Source organism: Streptomyces sp. NPDC045956, from assembly GCF_056430705.1.
On sequence record NZ_JBWKKZ010000007.1, the window covers coordinates 235,020 to 255,801 of the forward strand.

Consider the following 20,782-nt stretch of genomic DNA (forward strand, 5'->3'; position numbering starts at 1 on the left):
CTCATACCTGGGTCCGATGGAAGTTGATGAAGGACCGGGAGGCGGTCGGCCCCCGCTGCCCCTGGTAACGGGACCCGTACCGCTCGCTCCCGTACGGGTGCTCGGCCGGCGACGTGAGCCGGAACAGGCACAGCTGCCCGATCTTCATCCCCGGCCACAGCTTGATCGGCAGGGTCGCGAGATTGCTCAGTTCGAGCGTCACGTGCCCGGAGAACCCCGGGTCGATGAACCCGGCGGTGGAGTGCGTGACCAGCCCGAGCCGCCCCAGCGAGCTCTTCCCCTCCAGCCGCGAGGCGAGGTCGTCGGGCAGCGAGACGACCTCGTACGTGCTGGCCAGCACGAACTCGCCGGGATGCAGGATGAACGGCTCGTCCCCCTCCGGCTCCACGAGCCGGGTCAGATCCGTCTGCTCGACGGAGGGGTCGATGTGCGGGTACCGGTGATTCTCGAACACCCGGAAATAGCGGTCGAGACGTACGTCGATGCTCGACGGCTGCACCATGGAGTCGTCGAAAGGATCGATACGCACCCGCCCGGAATCGATCTCGGCCCGGATGTCCTTGTCTGAGAGAAGCACGCACCGAGGATACGCAAGGCGCGCGGAGCTGCGACAACCGCCGCCGCGCCGCGCGCCCGAACCTCACCCGGGGTGTGTGCTACCGCTTCACCGCACCCACCACCGGCACGGCACTCCGCAGCCGCGCGCACCGCGGACATCGGACGAGCCGACCGGGGCCGAGTCGCTCGGCCTTCTGCATCGGGAACGAAGCGGCGGTGAACACGTGCCCATCGGCACAGCGGAGGACGGTGTGATCCAACAAGTCCTTCAAGTCCCTTCCCCAAGAGCCTCGTCCGGCTGACTACCCTGACGACAAAAGCCACAGTACGGGATCAAAGGAACGACTCTCCAGGCGGCACTCCGGCCCCTCCCGGCTCCTTCGCGGGGGCCCACCGTACGCCCCAACTCCGTCTGCCCGCAGCCGCGTCCCGCACACCTCCACGCACGTCGGCCCCACGGCGCGAACACCGGGGGCCGACGATGGGGTAGAGTGACCGAGCGTCCAGGCACCGACCTCGGTCGGCGTCTTACGCGGGTGTAGTTTAATGGTAGAACATCAGCTTCCCAAGCTGAGAGCGCGAGTTCGATTCTCGTCACCCGCTCCATACAAAAGGCCCAGGTCATCGACCCGGGCCTTTTCTCTGTTCTTGGTGATCACTCGTCGCGTGCATGAAAGCACCTCGATGATGTCCTCCGCCTCCATCACAGCGTCCGCTCCCTGTGTCCAACCACTCCGGGGCATGTCTCACCGGACACCGCACCGTGCGCCACCGATCGGACAGGGATCGTGGTGACGCGATCCTGCGCGTCCAGGCCGCTGGGACCGTCTTCCTCCGCGCCTTGGCTGCCAACTACGCCGTCACGGTGGCAGTTGAGCAAGTCTTCTGGTGGGAGACGGGCTTCGAGAGGCAGGCGTCTCTGGCGCCTCCGGTCAGCCGGGCACGCTTGGCCGCCACGGCCTCGGAGGCCAGGCGCTCCAGTGGTACGGGCCGGCACCCGGCAAATGAACCCAGGAGGGCGGACGTTCGGCTGGGTCGTGGAAGCCTCGGCCACCGGACTGAGCCCCTGCCTTTCCCGGAGAGGGGACCGCTGCACCGCGCCGGTGGCGTCCGCGTCCACCCCGGGGTAGGTCCATACAGCAGAGCGCCGTGCTCACGCTCGGCTCGCCGGGGCGATCTCGTCGATCAGGCCGCGGATGCGCTTCTCGATCTCGTCGCGGATCGGGCGGACCGCTTCGATCCCCTGCCCGGCCGGGTCGGGCAGCTCCCAGTCGAGGTAGCGCTTGCCGGGGAAGACGGGGCAGGTGTCACCGCAGCCCATCGTGATCACGACGTCGGACGCCTGGACGGCTTCGGTCGTGAGCACCTTGGGTACCTCGGCCGCGATGTCGATGTCCACCTCGGCCATGGCCGCGACGACGGCCGGGTTGACGGTGGCGGCGGGGGCGGAGCCGGCGGAGCGGACCTGGACGCGGTCGCCCGCGAGGTGGGTGAGGAAGGCGGCGGCCATCTGCGAGCGTCCGGCGTTGTGGACGCAGACGAACAGGACGGACGAGGCGGCGGCGGTGTCAGGCATGGGCGGTGTCTTCCTGGGGTGCGGGAGTGGCGGCCGGTGCGGGGAAGCAGCGGCGCGCGCGCAGGGCGACGTACACGAGGCCGATCAGCACGGGCACCTCGATGAGGGGGCCCACGACGCCGGCGAGGGCCTGGCCGGAGGAGGCGCCGAAGGTGGCGATGGCGACCGCGATGGCCAGTTCGAAGTTGTTGCCCGCGGCGGTGAAGGCCAGCGTCGTCGCACGGGGGTGGTCGAGGCCGACGGCACGACCGAGGAACATCGATCCGGCCCACATGATCGCGAAGTAGGCCAGCAGCGGCAGGGCGATGCGGGCGACGTCGAAGGGCTGCGAGGTGATGGCTTCGCCCTGCAGGGCGAAGAGGATGACGATCGTGAAGAGCAGGCCGTACAGGGCGAAGGGGCCGACGCGCGGGATGAACTTGGCTTCGTACCAGGTGCGGCCCTTGGTCTTCTCGCCGATGCGGCGGGTGAGGTAGCCGGCTGCGAGCGGGATGCCGAGGAAGACGAGCACGCTCCGGGCGATCTCCCACACCGAGACGTCCAGACCGGTCTGTTCCAGGCCGAGCCGGCCGGGCAGGAACGAGAGGTAGAACCAGCCGAGCGCCGAGAACGCGATGACCTGGAAGACGGAGTTCAGGGCGACCAGGACGGCCGCGGCCTCACGGTGGCCGCAGGCGAGGTCGTTCCAGATGATGACCATGGCGATGCAGCGGGCCAGGCCGACGATGATCAGGCCGGTGCGGTAGGCGGGCAGGTCCGGCAGGAACAGCCAGGCCAGGGCGAACATCAGCGCCGGGCCGATGATCCAGTTGAGCAGCAGAGACAGCAGCAGGAGGCGGCGGTCGCGGGTGACGGTGTCGAGGCGGTCGTAGCGGACCTTGGCCAGCACCGGGTACATCATCACGAGCAGGCCCAGGGCGATCGGCAGGGACACCCCCGTCACGGTCACCTCGGCCAGCGTGTCACCCAGGCCCGGCACCAAGCGGCCCAGGCCCAGCCCGGCAGCCATGGCGGCAAGGATCCAGACGGCGAGGTAGCGGTCCACGAAGGACAGACGCCCCGCTACGTTCTGCTCGGGAGCAGCAGTACTCACGAAGCAGCTCCGGCCGGCGTGCCGCGGTCGGGCAGAGGCGCACCCATGGGGCGGGTCAGGATGCTCGCCAACCGGTCGGTCATCTCCGGGACCAGCCAGTAGTAGACCCAGGTGCCGCGCCGCTCGCAGTCGATGAGACCGGCCTGCCGCAGCAGCTTCAGGTGATGCGAGATCGTCGGCTGGGACAGGTCGAAGGCCGGGGTCAGGTCACAGACGCACACCTCGCCGCCCGACCGTGAGGCGATCATCGACAGCAGCCGCAGCCGCACCGGATCACCCAGTGCCTTGAACACCTTCGCCAGCTCCACGGCCTGGCCCTCGTCCAGGGGAGCGGTCAGCAGCCCCGGGCAGCAGGTCGCGGACTCGTCGGTCCGGCCGAGCACCACCATCTCTTGATTCGACATGCCTCTATGTTGACATCCTTCGATTCAGCGCGCAATGTTGCATCGAAGGACATCGAAACAACCGGATGGGAGCCCTGCCATGTCCCGCGCTCAGCTCGCCCTGCGTGTCAGTGACCTGGAAGCGTCGATCACCTTCTACTCGAAGCTGTTCGGCACCGACCCGGCCAAGCGGCGCGAGGGCTACGCCAACTTCGCCCTCACCGAGCCCCCGCTCAAGCTCGTCCTCATCGAGGGCGAGCCGGGCGAGGAGACCCGACTGGACCACCTCGGCGTCGAGGTCGCGTCCACCGACCAGGTCACCGCGGCCACGAACCGGCTCAAGGACGCCGGCCTGGCCACCTTCGAGGAGAACGACACCTCCTGCTGCTACGCACTCCAGGACAAGGTGTGGGTGCACGGCCCCGGCAAGGAGCCCTGGGAGGTCTACGTCGTGAAGGCCGACGCCGACACCCTCGGCAAGAGCACCGGCCCCCACGCCACCGGCGACGGCTGCTGCACCGGCCAGGCCGCAGAGGAGGCGCCGAGCGCCGCGGGCTGTGCCTGCGGCTGAGGGAGTGCGAGGAAACGGGTGAGAACGGGCCCCGGCTACGGTCGGGGCCTCCTCGCGTCAGCGCGCCCCGCGACAGTCACAGGGCCCTCCGCCGGGCTGGGGCGACTGCGCGGATCAGGCCGGAGTGTCCGTCGCAGATCGGAGGGCATGCCCGAGGTGGGTGACGGCGCGAAGGGCTGCCGCCCTCGCTCGGCGTTCCGCCCGACCGGGCATCATCGCGCCCTCCTGCCCTTCGAGAACCGTCATGGACGGGAACAGGCGGTCCGGGCGGTGCTGTTGCATCGACCGGGGCACCGGCACCGCGGGGCACCAGGCTGCCCGTCGCACCAGGGGCCGGGTGGCAGGGTCGCGGTGTGCCCGCCACGCCAGTGGACCACGACGTATCTCCGCAGGAGGACTGTTTCCATGACCGACCGGCCCTTGACCCTCATGGCTGTGCACGCCCACCCCGACGACGAGGCCACCGGCACCGGAGGGGTCCTCGCGCGGTACGCGGCGGAGGGCATCCGCACGGTGCTCGTGACGTGTACCGACGGCGGTTGCGGGGACGGGCCGGGGGGCGTGAAGCCGGGTGATCCCGGGCATGATCCGGCGGCGGTCGCCTCGATGCGCCGGCGTGAACTCGAGGCGAGCTGCGAGGTGCTGAAGATCAGCGACCTGGAGATGCTGGACTACGCCGACTCCGGGATGATGGGCTGGCCCAGCAACGACGCCCCCGGGTCCTTCTGGCGGACCCCCGTCGAGGAGGGCGCCGCCCGGCTCGCGGAACTCATGCGGCACTACCGACCCGATGTGGTCGTCACCTACGACGAGAACGGCTTCTACGGTCACCCCGACCACATCCAGGCCCACCGCATCACGATGGCGGCGCTGGAGATGACCGGGCTGACGCCGAAGGTGTACTGGACCACGATGCCCCGCTCGGAGATGCGCCGGTTCGGCGAGATCATGCGCGAGATCGACCCCGACATGCCCGAGCCGGACCCCGCCGAGACCGCCGCGATGGCCGAGATCGGTCTCCCCGACGACGAGATCACCACGTGGGTGGACGCCACCGCGTTCAGCGGGCAGAAGTTCGACGCGCTGGCCGCGCACGCCAGTCAGGGCGAGAACATCTTCTTCCTCAGGATGGGCAAGGAGAGGTTCGGCGAGCTGATGGGCACGGAGACCTTCGTGCGGGTCCAGGACGCGACAGGCGCCGCCCTGCCCGAGAACGACCTCTTCGCCGGACTGCGCTGATCCGCACCTAATGGGGTCGCCGCCGGGACCAGAGGGTGAGGTCGCTGCTGGTGGCGACGGCCAGGGTGAGGCCGGAGGGTGAGAACCCGGCGGTACGGAGTTCCGAGTACTCGGAGTGGAAGACGTGCCACCAGGTCTCGCCCGCCGCGCCTCCGCGGGTCCCGCCGGCCGCGGACAGGATGACGCGGTCGTGGGGCCATTCCGGGCTGACGACGTCCAGGGACCAGCCGTCGGGGGTGGTGCGGTGCAGGCCGCCGCCGAAGAGGCCGGCTATGCGGACCTGGGTGCCTCCGATCGGCCCGAGGCCGGGGCAGGAGAGCTCCGGGTGGGCGTCGGGGGTGCTGGTGTCGGGGTCGGGGTCCCGATCGCGGGCGATCTTCTCGCCGGTGACGGCGTCGAAGAGCCCGTGGCCGTCGCTCGAGACGACCATGACGAGGTCGTGGCCGTGGTCGGGGTGGACGGCGAAACCGATGCCGAGCAGGCCGCCGATGGGGGTTCGGCGGTCGAGTACCGGCCGCCACGGCCCCGGGGCCGGCATGACGGGGGCGGCGAGGTAGCGCTCGCGCAGCCGCTGCTGGTACTCGGTGATCAACTCGTCTCCTCGGGGTGACGCGCGTCGAGGTGCGGGCCGCCGGGCGGCGGGGCGCCGTCCGTGGGGCCGACGTTCCTCGACACGCCCTCCAGGGCGCGGGATCGGGTCGTCGCGCGGCTGGTTGTCCGGGTACTTCCCCCAGATTGTCCGTGGTCGGTAACGGACGCATCCTCGGGGGGCCGTCCCTCGTCCTGCCAGGTGGATCGGATGACGGACCGGGTGAAGGCGGGGCGGGCATGGCGCGGCACGGTGGTGGGCGGGGCTGGTACGGCAAGGTGGTCGGGGCGGCGCTCGGGGTGACGGTGCTCGCCGTCGGCGCCTCGGTGTGGACGGCACAGGCCGAGTCCGTGGGGGCCGCGTCCCCGAGGGCGACCGCGTCGGCCACGCCGGGCGGCGGCGTCCGGGCGGTCGACGCGGCCATCGCCCACGCCTCGGACGCGGGGGCGCGCGGCGTGAACATCACCATCGACGACGGTCCCGACCCCGCGTGGACGCCCCAGGTGCTCGACCTGCTGCGCGAGTACGGGGTGAAGGCCACGTTCTGCGTGACGGGGACGCAGGCGCAGGCCCACCCGCAGCTCGTGAAGGACGTGGTCGCGGCCGGGCACCGGCTGTGCGACCACACCGTGTCGCACGACACCACCATGGACCGGAAGCCCGAGGCGTACCAGTCGCGGGAGATCCTCGACGCCGAACGCATGATCATCGAGGCGTCCGGCGGTGTGCGCCCGATGTACTACCGGGCTCCCGGCGGGGCCTTCACCCCGTACAGCCGCAAGCTGGCCGCCTCCCACGGGATGCGTCCGCTGGGCTGGAACGTGGACACCAAGGACTTCGAGCGGCCGGGTGCGGACGCCATCGTCGCCACCGTCGAACGGGAGTTGTCCAACGGTCCGACGCTCCTCTTCCACGACGCGGGCGGCGACCGCTCGCAGACGGTCGAGGCCCTGCGCCGCGTCCTCCCCTGGCTCCGGGACCAGGGCTACTCCTTCGGCTTCCCGGTGCGCTGAGCCCGCGGCGGCCGCCCCGCGGCCGTGGTCACCCGGGCTCGGCCACGGGGACCGCCTTGTCCGGCAGGTCGGCCTGGACCGGGACGAGGGGCGGTTGCGAGCGCTGCGCCGGTACGACGGCCCGCGGCCGCCAGCCCCTGGTGGTCCGAACGTAGCCGAGGACCACCGAGGCCATCGCCAGCAGGAGCAGCGGCCCGAACAGCCACGGGCGCGCGGCCATCTCCGTCGACAGGTAGCGGGACGACAGCAGGAGCGCGGCGAAGACCACCGCCCCGTAGGACACCAGCCGGACCCCCGCGCGGTCCCAGCCCCGGTCGTACGTGCGCAGCGCCACCTCGACGGTGACCGCGAAGACCACACCGGCGACGAGGTCGATGCCGTAGTGGTAGCCGAATCCCAGCGTCGCGGCGAGCGTGGCCACCAGCCAGAACGTTCCTGCGTAGCGGAGGAGCCGCGGGCCTCCGCGGGAGTGGATGAAGATCACGACGGCCCAGGCCGTGTGCAGGCTCGGCATGCAGTTCCGGGGGGTGATCTCGTCGTACGTCATCGACTGCGGGGGACCCGACGGCAGCGGCATGTCCGGCCACAGGAGGGCCACCGCCCACTGCTCGCCGCCGGTGCCGAAGGCTCCGGTGCCGTAGGCGAAGACCGGTCCGACCACCGGGTAGATCATGTAGACGGCCGGTCCGAGGAGACCGATCAGCAGGAAGGTGCGGACCAGGTGGTGCCTCGGGAAGCGGCGCTCGGCGGCCACCCGGCGCAACTGGTACAGGGCGACGACGACCGCGGCCACCGCGAGCTGGGTGTAGACCCAGTCGAGCAGGTGGGCGCCGCCCGGGCCGGCGGCCTCGATGATCCGGCCCGCCAGCCAGGACGGGTCGCCCAGCGCGTGGTCCGCGGTCGCGACGTACTGGTCGAGCACCGCCGGGCGGGTCTTGGACGTGATCAGCAGCCAGGTGTCGCCCGTCTTGCGCCCGGCCACCAGCAGCAGGCCGAGACCCACGCCCTTGAGCAGCAGGAGGCGTTCCGGGCCGGTGCGCCGCGTGACGGCGAGGACCGCGCAGCCCAGCATCACCCACAGCGCGCCGTTGCCGAAGTGCGAGCCCTCGGTCACCTCGGCGTCGGCCGCCCAGCGCACCAGCGCGAAGACGACGTCGACGCCGATCGCGAGACCGGCCGCGAGGAACCGTTGCCGCCAGGTCAGCACCACCATCATCAACGCCATGCTGGCGTAGAGGAGCGGCCCCGACTTGGGGGCGAAGACGACCTCTTTCGCCTGGGTGGTGATCGGTCCCGGCAGGCCGTAGCGACGTGCGGCGATCTCCAGCGCGACCAGGAAACCGAGGGTCACCACACCCGCCGCGGCCCACAGTCCCGCCCGTGACCGAAGCTCAGCAGAAGGCTCGGTTCCGCTGGTTATTCGCGAAAACACCCGTGATGGCATGCGTCTCATTCTTTATTCGTTTTGCTCTTTTTGAGATGAATTATTCCTATTGCGGCTCATGCGCATTCTCCACCCGTGGACCACTTCGGCAGAGAAGACGGAATGATTACATTGCGGGTTCCGGGCGCGTAAGTCGAGGTGAATACGGATTCCCCGTCAGCCGGCGGCCGGCGCCTGCGCCGCGGGCTCCCACACGAAGCCGTCCGGGTCGCTGAACGGGCCGTCGCCGCCGGACAGGACGAGCCGGTGGGAACCGGTGCCCTCGGGGGAGACGCCGGCCACCTTGGCGAGGCCGCGGCGCTTGTACAGGGACAGCTTGACGGCGCCCGTACCCGCGTCGAACTCGACGTACTTGCCGCCGAAGCTCTTCGCCACGGTGAGACCGCGCTCGACGTAGAACCGCTTGACGGCCTTCACGTCCTCGACCCCGAGGAGGAGCACGAGGTCGTCGACGTCCCGGGTGACCGGGCCGGTGTCCTTCTTCGCCGAGGTCGCGATCTGCCAGACCGTGCCGTCCGGGGCGCTCACGACGCCGCCGTATCCCCACAGCGACTTCGAGGCGGGCTTGAGCGCGGTGGCACCGGCGTCCAGGGCGGCGCCCATGAGCGCGTCGACGTTGCCGGGCTGGGACACCACGAGCGACAGCGTGAAGCCGCGGAACCCGGTCGAGGGGGCGTCGGAGGCCCGTACGCGCACCCGTGACGGGTCCAGCCCGAAGGCGTCGGAGTAGAAGCGGGCGGCGGCCCGGGGGTCGGCCACCTCGAGGATGACGGAGTCGATGGCGTTCATGTCCGCGACGTTAGGGGCGGTCGGGCCGCCGGTGCTTCTCGAAAACTGACCGTCCGCGCGTCCGTACGGCCGACGTGGGCTTTGTCTCCCTCGGCCGGTACGCCGTCCGTGGCGCCCTCCCTCCTCCCGGGAGGCGCCGACAGCCGCGCGGGAGGCCGTCCTGCGAGGTCATGACGGTGCGGCGAGCCGGGGCGGGCGGCGATCCTGTGGTCGGTGCGGAGCAATATCTGACGCCATCGCGTGAGAAACCAATGGCACGCCCGGGGAATATTCCTCATCCCGTCCGGTCGGTCCGTGCGGGGCAACTCTATTGCAAGCGACCGGGCGATCACGGCGTGCTAGTGTCGTGGGAAGTTGCAGTTGTGGTTGCCTGAAGGTGTTTTTCCGACGGGGTGATCACGGCGACCGGAGTCCACACAGGGTGAACTCCGAGCACCGTACCGAAGGAGAAAACATGGCTTCCGGCACCGTTAAGTGGTTCAACGCGGAAAAGGGCTTCGGCTTCATCGAGCAGGACGGCGGCGGCCCCGACGTCTTCGCCCACTACTCGAACATCAACGCCCAGGGCTTCCGTGAGCTGCTCGAGGGCCAGAAGGTGACGTTCGACATCGCGCAGGGCCAGAAGGGCCCGACCGCCGAGAACATCACCCCGGCCTGACGCACACCACGCGCACGCGTACTTCGCAGCTGGGGCCCGCACCTTGGGGTGCGGGCCCCAGCTCGCCGCTTTTCCGGGCGCCGAGCGCCCCGCGGGGTTCTGATCTCCGCCCCGCGCATCGCCCCGCGCTCTCGAATTTCCCGTTTCCCTCGTTTCTCCCGGTCCGATCGGCGCCTCACGCCGAGATCGACCGGGGCCGGCTCGTTCTTGCGATTCCCTGCGCTGCTCCTCCGCTGCGGGTCTCCCTTGATACGTGCCATATCAAGGAAGGTTCCGCATGAACCGCGTACGCACCAACGACCGCCGACGCTCGGGTGGCGGCGGCCCCCGCCGTTCCCAGACCTCCGGGCGCCGACCGGCCGCCCCGCAGGGCGAGTTCGCCCTGCCGAAGACCATCACCCCGGCGCTGCCCGCCGTCGAGTCCTTCGCCGAGCTGGACATGCCCGCCCGGCTGCTGGCCGCTCTCGGCGCCGAGGGCGTGACCGCGCCGTTCCCGATCCAGGCGGCCACCCTGCCGAACTCCCTGGCCGGCCGCGACGTGCTCGGCCGCGGCCGCACGGGCTCGGGCAAGACGCTCGCCTTCGGCCTCGCCCTGCTGGCCCGTACGGCCGGCCGGCGCGCCGAGCCGAAGCGGCCGCTCGCCCTCGTCCTGGTGCCCACCCGTGAGCTGGCCCAGCAGGTCACCGACGCGCTCGCCCCGTACGCCCGCTCCGTGGGCCTGCGGTCGGCCACCGTGGTCGGCGGCATGTCGATCGGCAGGCAGGCCGGCGCGCTGCGCGGTGGCGCCGAGGTCGTCGTCGCCACGCCCGGGCGGCTCAAGGACCTCATCGACCGCGGCGACTGCCGCCTGGACGACGTGACCATCACCGTCCTGGACGAGGCCGACCAGATGACCGACATGGGCTTCATGCCCCAGGTCACCGCGCTGCTCGACCAGGTCCAGCCCGACGGCCAGCGGATGCTGTTCTCGGCCACCCTGGACCGCAACGTCGACCGGCTGGTCCGCCGCTACCTGTCGGACCCGGTGGTGCACTCCGTCGACCCGTCGGCCGGTGCCGTCACCACGATGGAGCACCACGTGCTGCACGTGCACGACGAGGACAAGCAGCGCGCGACGGTCGAGATCGCGGCCCGCGACGGCCGGGTGATCATGTTCCTGGACACCAAGCACCGGGTGGACCGGCTCGTGAAGCAGCTGCTGAAGAGCGGCGTGCGCGCGGCCGGCCTGCACGGCGGCAAGTCCCAGCCGCAGCGCACGCGGACCCTCGCCCAGTTCAAGGACGGGCACGTCACGGCGCTGGTGGCGACCAACGTCGCGGCGCGCGGCATCCACGTCGACAACCTCGACCTGGTCGTCAACGTGGACCCGCCCAGCGACCACAAGGACTACCTGCACCGGGGCGGCCGCACCGCCCGCGCCGGCGAGTCCGGCAGCGTCGTCACCCTGGTCACCCCGGACCAGCGGCGCGACATGACCCGGCTGATGGCCTCGGCCGGCATCACCCCGCTGGTCACCCCGATCCGGTCGGGCGAGGACGAGCTGTCCCGCATCACCGGGGCGCAGACGCCGTCCGGTGTCCCGGTCGTCATCACCGCACCGGTCGTGGAGCGCCCCCGGCGTGCCGCGTCCGGCGGGGGTTCCTCGTCCCGTGGCCGGCGCGGCCGCTCCGCGCAGGGCCGCACCGGTCAGGGCACTCCCACGCAGGGCCGCGGCGGCCAGGGTCGCAGCGGCCAGGGCCGGCCCGTCGGCGAGGCCCCGCGCCGCAGGCCGCGGCACCAGTCCGCCGGTGGCTCGGCCGCCTGAACCCCAGCGAACAGCAATCCACGTCCCCTCTCCCCTGTGGAGGCATCATGCGCTGTGTCATCGCCCGGTACCCGTTCGACCTCACCAAGGACGGCGTGCTGGACTCGATGAAGGGCATCACGCCCGAACCCGTCACGGGTGAGTCCGTGACCATCGGCCGCCGCCGCTACCCCGTCAAGCAGGTGGGCGAGGTCGTCACCCGGCAGGACCGCCGCGACTTCTCCGGCGGCGAGGTCACCCGGGCCATGGCGCGCCTCGGGTTCACCTGCCACGCGGCCCCCGACGCCACCCCGGCGCCCGCCGCCACGCCGGTGGAGACCGCGTCCGCGCTGCTCGGCGGCACGACGTCCCCGGACGCCTGAGAGACACCTGAGACACGCCTGAGAAGAGGGCGGGGCCACGAGCGCGAGCTGGTGACCCCGCCCTCTTTCCGTAGGGCCCCGCCCTCTTTCCGCTTTCCGTTTTCCGTTTTCCGTCAGGACAGTTCCGTGGCCCGGCCCTCGTCGTCCCACCGGACGTGCAGCTCGCGCCGGACGGCCTCGCGGTCGAGGGGTCCGAACACGTGCGGGAAGAGGGTGCCGTCGGGCACCCCGGGCGGTGGCGCGGGATCGGCCGCCTCCCAGACGCACCGGGCGGTGAGCCGCCGCTCGTCGAGGGCCAGCGCCAGCAGCGGCCGGGGCGCGCCGCGGTAGAAGGCGTTGACCACGGCGAGCGTGGTCTCCTCGTCGGGCGAGCAGTGGACGAACCCGTCCTCGGCCAGGGAGGCGGGGGCGTACGGCCGGCCGGGATCGGCGGTCCAGTCGGCGAGCGGCACCACGTGATAGATCATCGTCCCGTTGTAGCAGCGGTCCCCTCGCCGGACTCCGACGGGCCGTCGGCCTCCGACGGGGTGGGCGTGGTGCTCGGCGCGGCCGACCGCTCGGTGGGCACGGTGCTCGGCGTGGCCGTCGGCGGCAGTGCCGGGGCGGAGGAGACGGACGCCTCCGGCACGGGACTCCGCGAGGAGTCGCGGGGCGGCGCTGGAGTCGGCGGGGCCGGCGGTGTGGACGCAGCGGGAGGCGGGGCCAGCGGAGCCGTCGGACGGGTGGGCGGCGCGGGAGCGGCCGCCCGGTACAGCGGAAGCACGATCAGGGCGGCGGCAGCGGCGGTCGCGGCGGCACCGGCCGCGGTCCGCAGCAGGCGCCGGCGGGACGCCACCCGGCGGATCGCCTCGTAGCGCCCGGGCGGCGGGCCCAGGCAGTCGGCGCCCGGACGCAGCACGACCAACAGCGGGTCACTCTCCCCCCGTTCGAAGCCCGGCTCGTCCGGGTCGTCGTCAAGGCGTGTGGTCAAGGCTTCTCCTCAGGTGGACGCGGAGCAGTTCGCGGGCCGCGTGCAGGTCGGCCTTGACGGTTCCTTCCTTGCGCCCGGTCAGCACGGACACCTCCCGGATCGGCATGTCAGCGTAGTAGTGCAGGAGGATCGGCACGCGCAGCCGCTCGGGCAGGGACTGCACCAGCATCCGCACCGAGGGGTCGGACTGCTCGGGGTGCGGGCGCACGGCGACCTCCGCGGTGACCCGGCGCACCGCCCGCCGCTCGCGCTCCAGCTTGCGCCAGTGGTCGCGGACCAGGTTGGCGGCGGTGACGTAGAGGAAGCCGCGCGGTTCCTCCACGGACGTCCAGCGGGCCCAGAGCCGGGTGAACGCCTCGGAGGCGATCTCGTGGGCCGTCTCGTCGTCGTCGACGAGCCGGCGGCACCAGCCGGCGAGGCGCGGGTACAGGGCGGCGAACAGTTCGGAAGCCGCCCTGTCACGGGACCGTTTCAACGCTCTCCAGGGTGGTGAGGGGCTGTGGTGCGCACGGTCGGTCAGGAGTGCGCGCCGGAAGCGGGGTTCAGCTCGGCGAAGGCGATCACGTTGTCCCGGTACTCCTCGCCGACGCGTGGTCCGCCGCAGGTGATGAGGCGCAACTCCGGTCCGTCCACGTCCCCGTAGACGTCCCGCGTCGGGAAGTCGGCCTTCGGCACCGTCCGTACGGCGGTGACCGTGAACCCGGCCGTCGTGCCGTTCTCCAGGCGTGCCTCGATCCGGTCACCCCGGTGCAGACGCGCGAGGTGCCGGAAGACGCCGTCCCCGTGGGTGCCGACGGTGACGTGGCCGAGGACGACCGACGGCCCCACCTGACCCGGGGTCGGCGAGTGCCGGTACCAGCCCGCGCGGTCGTCGGCCGTGACCGGCGGGACCTCCACCGTGCCGTCCGCCGCCAGGCCCAGCCGCATCACCGGTGTGTCGACGCCGATCGCCGGGATGCGCAGGCCGACGGGGACCGAACGTTCCAGGGGCCGCGCCTTCTCGCCGGAGGGACGCGCGAGCGGCGCCGTGGTCGCGGAACGGGCGGGCGCGGCCCTCTCGTCGCCCGGCCCGGCGGCGCAGCCCACGAGGAGGACCGCGGCCGGCACGGCGGTGGCGAGGGCGCGCCCGGACCGGATCGTCATGCCCGGGTCGCCGCCCGCCGACGGCGCACGACGAGGAGGACGGCGCCGCCCGCGGCGAGCGCGGCACCGGCGCCCGCGGCGAGCGCCCCGTCGCCGGCTCCGGAGGGGGCCGGTGCGGCGACGCCGGTGTCGGGCGCGCCCTCGGGCACGGTGGAGACCTGGCGGTCGGCCGGTGCCTCGGTCGGCTCGGCCGCCGGGGCCGGTGAGCTGACGGAGGGAGACGGTGCCTCGCTCGGCTCGGTGCGAGGGCTCGGGGTGGCGGACGCGGGGGCGGCGGGGGCCGGGGTGGGGTCGTCGGCGAACGCGGGTGCGGTGCCGGCCAGTACGGCGGTGCACGCCAGGGCCACGGCGGTGAGGATGGTTCGGCGCATCGGGTCGCTCTCTCTCGTCGGATTCCGGGTGCGCGCGGGTCGCGCGGGTGGTGGATCGGACGGAGAGACGAGGCGGCGGCGGGGCGGGTTGCAAAGAAAGGGCAAAGCCGTCCCGCGGAGGGCTGGTGCGGTGCGGGGCACGGGAGCCCGGGCGGGTGACCGCCGCGTCATGACGAAGCAGGGCCCGCACCGTGCGGTGCGGGCCCTGCTCAGTGATGCGTGATGCGCGCGCGTTACGCGGGAACGATGTTCTCCGCCTGCGGGCCCTTCTGGCCCTGCGTGACGTCGAAGTTGACGCGCTGGCCCTCCTGGAGCTCACGGAAGCCCTGGGTGGCGATGTTCGAGTAGTGGGCGAAGACGTCGGCGCCGCCGCCGTCCTGCGCGATGAAACCGAAGCCCTTTTCGGCGTTGAACCACTTCACGGTACCGGAAGCCATGTTTTTTCTCCTAGGCAGTGTTGAGGCCCGCACTTCGCGGGCCTTCACATCGCTGCGGCGATCACCTGCCCGGAAAACCGGTAACACAAATGGCAACCACAACTGCAACTGACGTCCAGCCTAGCACGTAATGAATCGCCACCCCCGGAAATGAAACGCCGGGAGATGCCGGGAGATTCGGCACGGAATGTTTTTCCGGTGTCCGACGCATATCTGTTTCATCGGGGTCAGTTTTTCACTCGTCGCGCCGCTCGGCCTCGCGGCGCAGCTCCTCGTTCATGCGCAGCGCCACCTCCAGGTCGTCCTCCAGGCGGACGATGCGGCAGGCGGCCTCGATGGGCGTTCCCTGGTCCACCAGTTCACGGGCGCGCGCCGCGCGGCGCAGTTGCCGGCGTGAGTAGCGGCGGTGCCCGCCCTGCGAACGCGTCGGACTGACCAGACCCGCCTCACCCAGAGCGCGGAGGAAACCGGGCGTGGCGCCGATCAGCTCGGCCGCCCGGCCCATGGTGTACGCCGGGTACTGGTCGTCGTCGAGCCGGTCGGCGGCCTGCGGCCGACCTGCGGCGTTCAGCCTGCTCTCCGGGGTCATGCAGTGCCTTCCCGCGGACCGCATCGGACACGGGCCGCCGCGGGGGACCGGTTTCCCCCACACCCGAACTCTAGTCGCGCCTGCCGGAAAGCTGCCGCGGCGAACGTACATCCGGGGCGACGTCGGGCCGACCCGGCCGTCCGGGCCCCCCACCTCAGGCGGGGGCGGTCGTCCAGCGGCGGAGCAGCGCCAGGCGCTCGTCGCCGGTCGGGGCGGCCGCGCCGAAGTGGTCACGGCGCCAGGTGAGGAGGTCCTCCACGGAGGTGTCGCCGTCGGCGAGCCGGGTCAGCAGGGTGCGGGAGAGCCGGTACTCGTCCGGGGTGTGGATGCCGCCGGGGGCGGCGGCCAGAACGCTCGCCCCGACCGTGCCGTCGGACTCGGTCACCACCTCGACGGTGAACGCCGGGGGCTGGTCGCCGTCTCCGCTGATCAGCACGAGGGCGGAGTCGAACGCCATGGAGAGCAGGCGTCGTGCGGCGGACCGCACGGCGACGTCCCGTACGCCGATCTCCCGGACCTCGTCCCAGCCCCAGCGGCGGCCGCCCTGTCCGAGTCCCAGGGTCTCGACCCCGTCCTTGGTCAGCCGCACGCCCGGCGCGGTGCCGGTGGGCTCGGCCCCCACGTACACGCAGTCCTCGGTGATCCAGAACAGGCCGACCATGGCCATGAGCGCCTCCCCCAGCGGTGTCACCGGGGGAGACGACCGCGGGCACCCGGGAGTTCCCGGGTGCCCGCGCGTCCTTGGTCCGGGTCAGGTCACGACGTGACCGCGGCCGGGCCCACCAGCTCGGTCAGGACGTCCTCCATCGTCACGAAGCCCAGCACCGCGCCCGTCTCGCCGGTGACCGCCGCCAGGTGGCTGTCCTCGGCGCGCAGTGCGGTGAGGGTGTCGTCCAGCGGGGTGTCGATGCGGACCCGCGTGACGCGGTGCAGCGCCGCGCGCGGGAAGGGCGCCTCGCGGTCGGTGATGCCCAGGGTGTCCTTGATGTGCAGGTAGCCGAGGACGGCGTTGCCCGGGCCGGTCACCGGGAAGCGGGAGAAGCCCGCCTCGGCGGCCAGTCGCTCCAGCTCGGCCGGGGTGACCGTGTGGGTGACCGTACGCATCTTCGGCGCCGGGACCAGGATCTCGCCGACCGGGCGGGTGCCCAGCTCCAGCGCGTCGCGCAGCCGCTCCCCGTCGGCCGGGGAGAGCAGTCCGGCCTCGCTGGCGTCCACCACCATGCGGGCGAGCTGGTCGTCCGTGAAGACGGCGTCGACCTCGTCCTTCGGCTCCACCCGGAGCAGCTTGAGCAGGGTGTTGGCGAAGGCGTTGATGCCGAAGACGAACGGCTTGAGCGCGCGGGTCAGGGCGACCAGCGGCGGGCCGAGGACCATCGCGGTGGTCGCCGGGGCGGCCAGCGCGATGTTCTTCGGGATCATCTCGCCGATGAGCATGTGCAGGTACGTCGCCAGGGCCAGGGCGATCGCGAAGGCGATCGGGTGGACCAGCGCGTGCGGCATGTGCACCGCCTCGAACACCGGCTCCATCAGGTGCGCGATGGCCGGTTCCGCGACCGCGCCGAGCACCAGCGAGGAGACGGTGATGCCCAGCTGGGCGGTGGCCATCATCGCGGAGATGTGTTCCAGGCCCCACAGGGTCATCCGGGCGCGCTTGTCGCCCGTCTTCGCGCGCGGCTCGATCTGGCTGCGGCGTACGGAGATCATGGCGAACTCGGCGCCGACGAAGAACGCGTTGGTCAGCAGGGTCAGCGCGCCGATGAAGAGCTGTACGGCGGTCATCGGGCCACCTCCGGCTCACGGTCGGCCGACGGGACCGGCGCGGGCGCGGTGACCCGGAGGCGGTCGGCGCGGTGGTGGTCGACGTCGAGGACGTCCAGGCGCCAGCCGTCCAGGTCGATGACGTCGCCCTTGGCCGGGATGCGCGCCAGGTGGGTGGCGACCAGGCCGGCCAGGGTCTCGTACGGCCCGTCCGGGGCGGTCAGGCCGATCCGGGCGAGCCGGTCCAGGCGGAGCGAACCGTCGGCCTCCCAGGCCGCGCGGCCGTCCGACTCCGCGGGGGCGGGCAGCAGGTCCGGTATCTCGACCGGGTCGTGCTCGTCGCGGACCTCGCCGACGACCTCCTCCACGATGTCCTCGACGGTCGCGACGCCCGCCGTGCCGCCGTACTCGTCGATGACGACGGCCATGGTGCGGGTGGAGCGCATGCGCTCCAGGAGGCGGTCGGCGGGCAGGCTGTCCGGCACCAGCAGCGGCGCGGTGGCCAGCTCGGTGACGGGGGTGGAGGCGCGCCGGTCCGGCTCCAGGGCCAGCACGTCGCGGATGTGCACGGTGCCGATGACCTCGTCGAGGCTGTCCCGGTAGACCGGGAAGCGGGAGAGGCCGGTGGCGTGCGAGAGGTTCGCGGCGTCGGCGGCGGTGGCGTGGGCCTCCAGCGCCTTGACGTCCACGCGCGGGGTCATGACGTTCTCCGCGGTCAGGTCGCTCAGGTGCAGGGTGCGCACGAACAGCTCGGCGGAGTCCGCCTCCAGGGCGCCCTCGGCGGCCGAGTGCTGGGCGAGGGCGACCAGTTCCTCGGGGCTGCGGGCGGACGCCAGCTCCTCGGCCGGTTCCAGGCCGAAGCGGCGTACGAAGCGGTTCGCCGTGTTGTTCAGGTGCCGGATGAAGGGGCCGAAGGCGGTGGTGAAGCCGCGCTGCGGGCCCGCGACCACCTTCGAGACGGCCAGCGGGCGGGAGATCGCCCAGTTCTTCGGGACCAGCTCGCCGACGACCATCAGGACGACGGTGGACAGGACCACGCCGAGCACGGTCGCCACCGTCGAGGCGGCACCGCCCAGGCCGAGGTCCGTCAGCGGGCCGCGCAGCAGCACGGCGATCGACGGTTCGGCCAGCATGCCGATGACCAGGGAGGTCACGGTGATGCCGAGCTGGGCGCCGGAGAGCTGGAGGGTCAGGGACCGGACGGCCTTCAGGGCGCCGTCGGCACCGCGCTCGCCCGACTCCGCCGCACGCTCCAGGTCACCGCGCTCGACGGTGGTGAGGGAGAACTCGGCGGCGACGAAGACGGCGCAGGCCAGGGTGAGCAGGAGGGCCAGCAGGAGCAGCAGGACCTCGGTCACCGTGCCACCCCGCTTCCCTCACGCGTGTACCGGGGGAACTGCGGGCCGGCCGTGGCACGGCCGGTACTGGGAGGCTCCATTACGGAACGGGACTCCTTAACGGGGTCGGCGGGCGCCGGTACCTGCCGGGCGCCCGAGGGTTCTTCCTCATGGTAAAGGACGAGCAAAGCGTTGAGGAGTCCTCGGACGCCTAAGCTTCTACTCGCCTGTAGAGAACAGTCGGATGCCTCCGGTTGTTCCCCGCACGGACGTTCCCCACACCGATGTGAAGGAGTGCACGCCTCGATGGTGTTCAAGCGGTCACCCGGTCCCCTCGGCGCGGGCGGGCCCACGGCCGTCCCGGTCCTCGATCCGGGCACCGTCCGGCCGGGGGGCGTGCTGTCGGGCCGGGTCGACCTCGTCGGCACCGCCGCCGGCCGGGACGTCGAGCACGTCGCGCTGGAGCTGGTGGCCCACGTCGGGGTCGGGCACGCCGAGGCCGGTGACGGGGACGCGCGCCGGGGCCCCGGGGATGCGGTCGTGTTCGAGCGCCATGTCGTCGGCGGGCCCTTCCGGCCGGCCGCGGGAGAGCGGCGGGGCGTGCCCTTCTCGCTGCCGCTGCCCTGGGAGACGCCGGTCACCGGACCCCACGGCCGGCACCCGGGCGCAGCGCTCGGCGTGCGCGCCGAGCTGGTGGTCGCCGGTGCCGCGGACACGGGGGACCCGGTCCCGCTGGCCGTGGCGCCCCTGCCGGCCCAGGAGGCCGTCCTGGACGCCCTCGGCCGGCTCGGCTTCGACGTGCGCTCCGCCGGTCTGGAGCACGGCCGCGTCGGCGGCACGGGGCAGCGGCTGCCCTTCCGCCAGCGGATCGAGCTGGCCGCACCCCGGGGCCGCGCCGAGATCGAGGAGGTCGAGCTGACCTTCCTCGCGGTGCCCGGCGCCCTGGAGGTGGTGCTGGAGGCGGACCGGCGCGGCGGCGCGGGCTCAGGCGGCCACGACGCCCTCAGCCGGTTCACCGTCCCGCACGACGGGCCGGCCGGGTCGCGGAGCTGGACCGCCCTGGTCGACGGCTGGATCCGGGAGCTGGTCGAGCACCGGGCGTCGTACGACCTCCAGGCCGTGTACGGCCATGGGCCCGGGCAGCCGTCCACGACGCGGACCAGGTGACCCGGCGAGCTGGTAACTTCTACAGACGTGTAGAGGGAACGGATTCGCGGGGGACCGGACTCCCGGGTCCGCACCCCTCCGCCCGCCGATTCCTCCTCCCGACCCGTACGGAGTGCTCATGGCCCTGTGGGACCGCTTCAAGGAGTCCGCGTCGCAGATGCAGACGCAGCTCGTGGCGAAGAAGAACGACCTCAAGAGCGGCGCCTTCCGCGACGCGAGCATGGCGATGTGCGCGCTGGTCGCCGCGGCCGACGGAAGCGTCGACGCGTCGGAGCGGCAGCGGGTGGCCCAGCTGATCTCGACCAACGAGGTGCTGGGGAACTTCCCCGCCGACGATCTGCGCCGCCGCTTCGAGGACTGCCTGGACAAGCTCACCGCCGACTTCGCCTTCGGCAAGGTCGGCGTCCTCCAGGAGATCGCCAAGGCGAAGAAGAAGCCCGCCGAGGCACGGGCGGTGGTGCAGATCGGGATCGTGATCGGCGGCGCCGACGGCGACTTCGACAAGGACGAGCGGGCCGTGGTGCGCGAGGCCTGCTTCGCGCTGGGGCTGCCGCCGCACGAGTTCGACCTCTGACGTGCGCCGGCCGTGCCGTAGATTCCGTGGGGGCCCGCGCCGCGGGCCCGACCGTACGTCCACCAGGGAAGTGCCGTGTTCGGACTGAGCGAGCTCGCGATCATCCTCATCGTCGTCATAGCCGTCCTCGCCGCCAGGAAGCTCCCCGAGCTGACCCGCTCGGCGGGCAGGTCGGCCCGCATCCTCAAGGCCGAGGCCCGGAAGACGAAGGACGGGGAACGGGAGCCGGAGGGGGACCGTGAGGGCCCCCGGGTCATCCGGGGCGAGGCGGTGCGGCGCGAGGACACCGGGGACGGCGGGACCACCGGGGACGGGGGTCCGGCGGCCGGAGAGCGGGGCGCCCCGCGGGGCTGACGG

26 protein-coding genes and 1 tRNA gene are annotated in these 20,782 nt (G+C 72.2%); 10 read left to right on the forward strand and 17 right to left on the reverse strand.

What is annotated here, in order from left to right:
* Position 1: 1 nt before the first annotated feature.
* Positions 2 to 577 carry a dCTP deaminase gene (dcd, locus tag AC07FV_RS20255; RefSeq protein WP_479088772.1) on the reverse strand — a complete coding sequence of 192 codons (576 nt, stop codon included), beginning with the start codon at positions 575 to 577 and terminating at the stop codon, positions 2 to 4.
* A gap of 513 nt (positions 578 to 1,090) precedes the next feature.
* On the opposite strand from dcd, the gene AC07FV_RS20260 reads away from it, so the two are divergent.
* Positions 1,091 to 1,164: transfer RNA gene (locus tag AC07FV_RS20260), tRNA-Gly, on the forward strand.
* Between the two features lie 547 nt (positions 1,165 to 1,711).
* Here AC07FV_RS20260 and AC07FV_RS20265 read toward each other — a convergent pair.
* The 3 genes from AC07FV_RS20265 to AC07FV_RS20275 are packed head-to-tail and all read right to left on the reverse strand — an operon-like array spanning position 1,712 to position 3,631.
* The gene (locus AC07FV_RS20265; protein ID WP_479088773.1) at positions 1,712 to 2,134 is read right to left on the reverse strand and encodes an arsenate reductase ArsC; all 423 of its coding nucleotides are present in this window, start codon (positions 2,132 to 2,134) and stop codon (positions 1,712 to 1,714) included.
* Positions 2,127 to 3,227: an ACR3 family arsenite efflux transporter gene (gene arsB / locus AC07FV_RS20270; protein ID WP_479088774.1), complete on the reverse strand. Its 1,101-nt coding sequence runs from the start codon at positions 3,225 to 3,227 to the stop codon at positions 2,127 to 2,129. Before arsB ends, AC07FV_RS20265 begins: the two co-directional genes overlap by 8 nt.
* Entirely contained in the window at positions 3,224 to 3,631 is a 408-nt protein-coding gene (locus AC07FV_RS20275; RefSeq protein ID WP_479088775.1) for an ArsR/SmtB family transcription factor, read from the reverse strand. Before AC07FV_RS20275 ends, arsB begins: the two co-directional genes overlap by 4 nt.
* Positions 3,632 to 3,710: 79 nt before the next feature.
* On the opposite strand from AC07FV_RS20275, the gene AC07FV_RS20280 reads away from it, so the two are divergent.
* Positions 3,711 to 4,181 (forward strand): ArsI/CadI family heavy metal resistance metalloenzyme, encoded by a 471-nt coding sequence (locus AC07FV_RS20280; RefSeq protein ID WP_479088776.1) that lies wholly within the window; start codon positions 3,711 to 3,713, stop codon positions 4,179 to 4,181.
* Positions 4,182 to 4,586: 405 nt separating this feature from the next.
* On the forward strand, positions 4,587 to 5,420 hold the full coding sequence (locus AC07FV_RS20285) for a PIG-L family deacetylase (RefSeq protein ID WP_479088777.1): 834 nt from the start codon (positions 4,587 to 4,589) through the stop codon (positions 5,418 to 5,420).
* A gap of 7 nt (positions 5,421 to 5,427) precedes the next feature.
* Here AC07FV_RS20285 and AC07FV_RS20290 read toward each other — a convergent pair whose 3' ends face one another.
* Positions 5,428 to 6,012 (reverse strand): hypothetical protein, encoded by a 585-nt coding sequence (locus AC07FV_RS20290; protein ID WP_479088778.1) that lies wholly within the window; start codon positions 6,010 to 6,012, stop codon positions 5,428 to 5,430.
* Between the two features lie 236 nt (positions 6,013 to 6,248).
* On the opposite strand from AC07FV_RS20290, the gene AC07FV_RS20295 reads away from it, so the two are divergent.
* The gene (locus AC07FV_RS20295; RefSeq protein WP_479088779.1) at positions 6,249 to 7,022 is read left to right on the forward strand and encodes a polysaccharide deacetylase family protein; all 774 of its coding nucleotides are present in this window, start codon (positions 6,249 to 6,251) and stop codon (positions 7,020 to 7,022) included.
* Between the two features lie 28 nt (positions 7,023 to 7,050).
* Here the strand turns inward: AC07FV_RS20295 and AC07FV_RS20300 are convergent, their stop codons facing one another.
* Positions 7,051 to 8,475: a phosphatase PAP2 family protein gene (locus AC07FV_RS20300; RefSeq protein WP_479088780.1), complete on the reverse strand. Its 1,425-nt coding sequence runs from the start codon at positions 8,473 to 8,475 to the stop codon at positions 7,051 to 7,053.
* Positions 8,476 to 8,622: 147 nt separating this feature from the next.
* A complete protein-coding gene (locus AC07FV_RS20305) occupies positions 8,623 to 9,255 on the reverse strand; it encodes a glyoxalase (RefSeq protein WP_479088781.1) in 633 nt (210 codons plus the stop codon).
* A gap of 454 nt (positions 9,256 to 9,709) precedes the next feature.
* On the opposite strand from AC07FV_RS20305, the gene AC07FV_RS20310 reads away from it, so the two are divergent.
* The 3 genes from AC07FV_RS20310 to AC07FV_RS20320 all read left to right on the forward strand — a co-directional run bounded on the left by AC07FV_RS20310 (position 9,710) and on the right by AC07FV_RS20320 (position 12,079).
* A complete protein-coding gene (locus tag AC07FV_RS20310) occupies positions 9,710 to 9,913 on the forward strand; it encodes a cold-shock protein (protein ID WP_003975209.1) in 204 nt (67 codons plus the stop codon).
* A gap of 277 nt (positions 9,914 to 10,190) precedes the next feature.
* Entirely contained in the window at positions 10,191 to 11,717 is a 1,527-nt protein-coding gene (locus tag AC07FV_RS20315) for a DEAD/DEAH box helicase (protein ID WP_479088782.1), read from the forward strand.
* A gap of 47 nt (positions 11,718 to 11,764) precedes the next feature.
* Positions 11,765 to 12,079: an SCO5918 family protein gene (locus AC07FV_RS20320; RefSeq protein ID WP_356602422.1), complete on the forward strand. Its 315-nt coding sequence runs from the start codon at positions 11,765 to 11,767 to the stop codon at positions 12,077 to 12,079.
* Between the two features lie 113 nt (positions 12,080 to 12,192).
* On the opposite strand, the gene AC07FV_RS20325 is transcribed toward AC07FV_RS20320, so the two are convergent.
* From AC07FV_RS20325 to AC07FV_RS20370, 10 genes are all read right to left on the reverse strand, one after another.
* The gene (locus AC07FV_RS20325) at positions 12,193 to 12,546 is read right to left on the reverse strand and encodes a DUF952 domain-containing protein (protein WP_479088783.1); all 354 of its coding nucleotides are present in this window, start codon (positions 12,544 to 12,546) and stop codon (positions 12,193 to 12,195) included.
* A complete protein-coding gene (locus AC07FV_RS20330) occupies positions 12,543 to 13,049 on the reverse strand; it encodes a hypothetical protein (protein WP_479088784.1) in 507 nt (168 codons plus the stop codon). The genes AC07FV_RS20325 and AC07FV_RS20330 overlap by 4 nt, the downstream gene beginning before the upstream one ends.
* On the reverse strand, positions 13,033 to 13,524 hold the full coding sequence (locus AC07FV_RS20335) for an RNA polymerase sigma factor (protein WP_053134308.1): 492 nt from the start codon (positions 13,522 to 13,524) through the stop codon (positions 13,033 to 13,035). The genes AC07FV_RS20330 and AC07FV_RS20335 overlap by 17 nt, the downstream gene beginning before the upstream one ends.
* Before the next feature lie 41 nt (positions 13,525 to 13,565).
* Positions 13,566 to 14,192 (reverse strand): class F sortase, encoded by a 627-nt coding sequence (locus AC07FV_RS20340; RefSeq protein WP_479088785.1) that lies wholly within the window; start codon positions 14,190 to 14,192, stop codon positions 13,566 to 13,568.
* Positions 14,189 to 14,563, reverse strand: coding sequence for a sortase-dependent protein (locus AC07FV_RS20345; RefSeq protein ID WP_479088786.1), 375 nt, complete (start codon positions 14,561 to 14,563; stop codon positions 14,189 to 14,191). Before AC07FV_RS20345 ends, AC07FV_RS20340 begins: the two co-directional genes overlap by 4 nt.
* Positions 14,564 to 14,796: 233 nt before the next feature.
* Positions 14,797 to 15,000 carry a cold-shock protein gene (locus tag AC07FV_RS20350; RefSeq protein WP_003975194.1) on the reverse strand — a complete coding sequence of 68 codons (204 nt, stop codon included), beginning with the start codon at positions 14,998 to 15,000 and terminating at the stop codon, positions 14,797 to 14,799.
* A gap of 235 nt (positions 15,001 to 15,235) precedes the next feature.
* The gene (locus AC07FV_RS20355; RefSeq protein ID WP_356602432.1) at positions 15,236 to 15,589 is read right to left on the reverse strand and encodes a MerR family transcriptional regulator; all 354 of its coding nucleotides are present in this window, start codon (positions 15,587 to 15,589) and stop codon (positions 15,236 to 15,238) included.
* A gap of 154 nt (positions 15,590 to 15,743) precedes the next feature.
* Positions 15,744 to 16,280: a hypothetical protein gene (locus AC07FV_RS20360; RefSeq protein WP_479088787.1), complete on the reverse strand. Its 537-nt coding sequence runs from the start codon at positions 16,278 to 16,280 to the stop codon at positions 15,744 to 15,746.
* A gap of 65 nt (positions 16,281 to 16,345) precedes the next feature.
* A complete protein-coding gene (locus tag AC07FV_RS20365; RefSeq protein WP_479088788.1) occupies positions 16,346 to 17,368 on the reverse strand; it encodes a hemolysin family protein in 1,023 nt (340 codons plus the stop codon).
* Positions 17,365 to 18,705 carry a hemolysin family protein gene (locus tag AC07FV_RS20370; RefSeq protein WP_383647262.1) on the reverse strand — a complete coding sequence of 447 codons (1,341 nt, stop codon included), beginning with the start codon at positions 18,703 to 18,705 and terminating at the stop codon, positions 17,365 to 17,367. The genes AC07FV_RS20365 and AC07FV_RS20370 overlap by 4 nt, the downstream gene beginning before the upstream one ends.
* 285 nt (positions 18,706 to 18,990) lie before the next feature.
* Between AC07FV_RS20370 and AC07FV_RS20375 the strand changes: the two genes are divergently transcribed.
* The 3 genes from AC07FV_RS20375 (at position 18,991) to AC07FV_RS20385 (ending at position 20,779) form a co-directional block, all read left to right on the forward strand.
* A complete protein-coding gene (locus tag AC07FV_RS20375) occupies positions 18,991 to 19,851 on the forward strand; it encodes a sporulation protein (RefSeq protein ID WP_479088789.1) in 861 nt (286 codons plus the stop codon).
* A gap of 118 nt (positions 19,852 to 19,969) precedes the next feature.
* Complete coding sequence (locus AC07FV_RS20380; RefSeq protein WP_384689814.1) at positions 19,970 to 20,425, forward strand: tellurite resistance TerB family protein; 456 nt, start codon at positions 19,970 to 19,972, stop codon at positions 20,423 to 20,425.
* A 75-nt stretch (positions 20,426 to 20,500) separates the two neighbouring features.
* Positions 20,501 to 20,779 (forward strand): twin-arginine translocase TatA/TatE family subunit, encoded by a 279-nt coding sequence (locus tag AC07FV_RS20385; RefSeq protein ID WP_479088790.1) that lies wholly within the window; start codon positions 20,501 to 20,503, stop codon positions 20,777 to 20,779.
* The last annotated feature ends 3 nt before the right edge of the window (positions 20,780 to 20,782 follow it).

What these genes read in the sequence shown, in the direction of transcription:
- AC07FV_RS20265 (WP_479088773.1), bottom strand. Translation starts at nt 2,134, where the DNA reads ATGCCTGACACCGCCGCCGCCTCGTCCGTCCTGTTCGTCTGCGTCCAC.
- AC07FV_RS20275 (WP_479088775.1), bottom strand. Translation starts at nt 3,631, where the DNA reads ATGTCGAATCAAGAGATGGTGGTGCTCGGCCGGACCGACGAGTCCGCG.
- AC07FV_RS20280 (WP_479088776.1), top strand. Translation starts at nt 3,711, where the DNA reads ATGTCCCGCGCTCAGCTCGCCCTGCGTGTCAGTGACCTGGAAGCGTCG.
- AC07FV_RS20285 (WP_479088777.1), top strand. Translation starts at nt 4,587, where the DNA reads ATGACCGACCGGCCCTTGACCCTCATGGCTGTGCACGCCCACCCCGAC.
- AC07FV_RS20295 (WP_479088779.1), top strand. Translation starts at nt 6,249, where the DNA reads ATGGCGCGGCACGGTGGTGGGCGGGGCTGGTACGGCAAGGTGGTCGGG.
- AC07FV_RS20300 (WP_479088780.1), bottom strand. Translation starts at nt 8,475, where the DNA reads ATGAGACGCATGCCATCACGGGTGTTTTCGCGAATAACCAGCGGAACC.
- AC07FV_RS20305 (WP_479088781.1), bottom strand. Translation starts at nt 9,255, where the DNA reads ATGAACGCCATCGACTCCGTCATCCTCGAGGTGGCCGACCCCCGGGCC.
- AC07FV_RS20310 (WP_003975209.1), top strand. Translation starts at nt 9,710, where the DNA reads ATGGCTTCCGGCACCGTTAAGTGGTTCAACGCGGAAAAGGGCTTCGGC.
- AC07FV_RS20315 (WP_479088782.1), top strand. Translation starts at nt 10,191, where the DNA reads ATGAACCGCGTACGCACCAACGACCGCCGACGCTCGGGTGGCGGCGGC.
- AC07FV_RS20320 (WP_356602422.1), top strand. Translation starts at nt 11,765, where the DNA reads ATGCGCTGTGTCATCGCCCGGTACCCGTTCGACCTCACCAAGGACGGC.
- AC07FV_RS20325 (WP_479088783.1), bottom strand. Translation starts at nt 12,546, where the DNA reads ATGATCTATCACGTGGTGCCGCTCGCCGACTGGACCGCCGATCCCGGC.
- AC07FV_RS20340 (WP_479088785.1), bottom strand. Translation starts at nt 14,192, where the DNA reads ATGACGATCCGGTCCGGGCGCGCCCTCGCCACCGCCGTGCCGGCCGCG.
- AC07FV_RS20345 (WP_479088786.1), bottom strand. Translation starts at nt 14,563, where the DNA reads ATGCGCCGAACCATCCTCACCGCCGTGGCCCTGGCGTGCACCGCCGTA.
- AC07FV_RS20350 (WP_003975194.1), bottom strand. Translation starts at nt 15,000, where the DNA reads ATGGCTTCCGGTACCGTGAAGTGGTTCAACGCCGAAAAGGGCTTCGGT.
- AC07FV_RS20355 (WP_356602432.1), bottom strand. Translation starts at nt 15,589, where the DNA reads ATGACCCCGGAGAGCAGGCTGAACGCCGCAGGTCGGCCGCAGGCCGCC.
- AC07FV_RS20365 (WP_479088788.1), bottom strand. Translation starts at nt 17,368, where the DNA reads ATGACCGCCGTACAGCTCTTCATCGGCGCGCTGACCCTGCTGACCAAC.
- AC07FV_RS20375 (WP_479088789.1), top strand. Translation starts at nt 18,991, where the DNA reads ATGGTGTTCAAGCGGTCACCCGGTCCCCTCGGCGCGGGCGGGCCCACG.
- AC07FV_RS20380 (WP_384689814.1), top strand. Translation starts at nt 19,970, where the DNA reads ATGGCCCTGTGGGACCGCTTCAAGGAGTCCGCGTCGCAGATGCAGACG.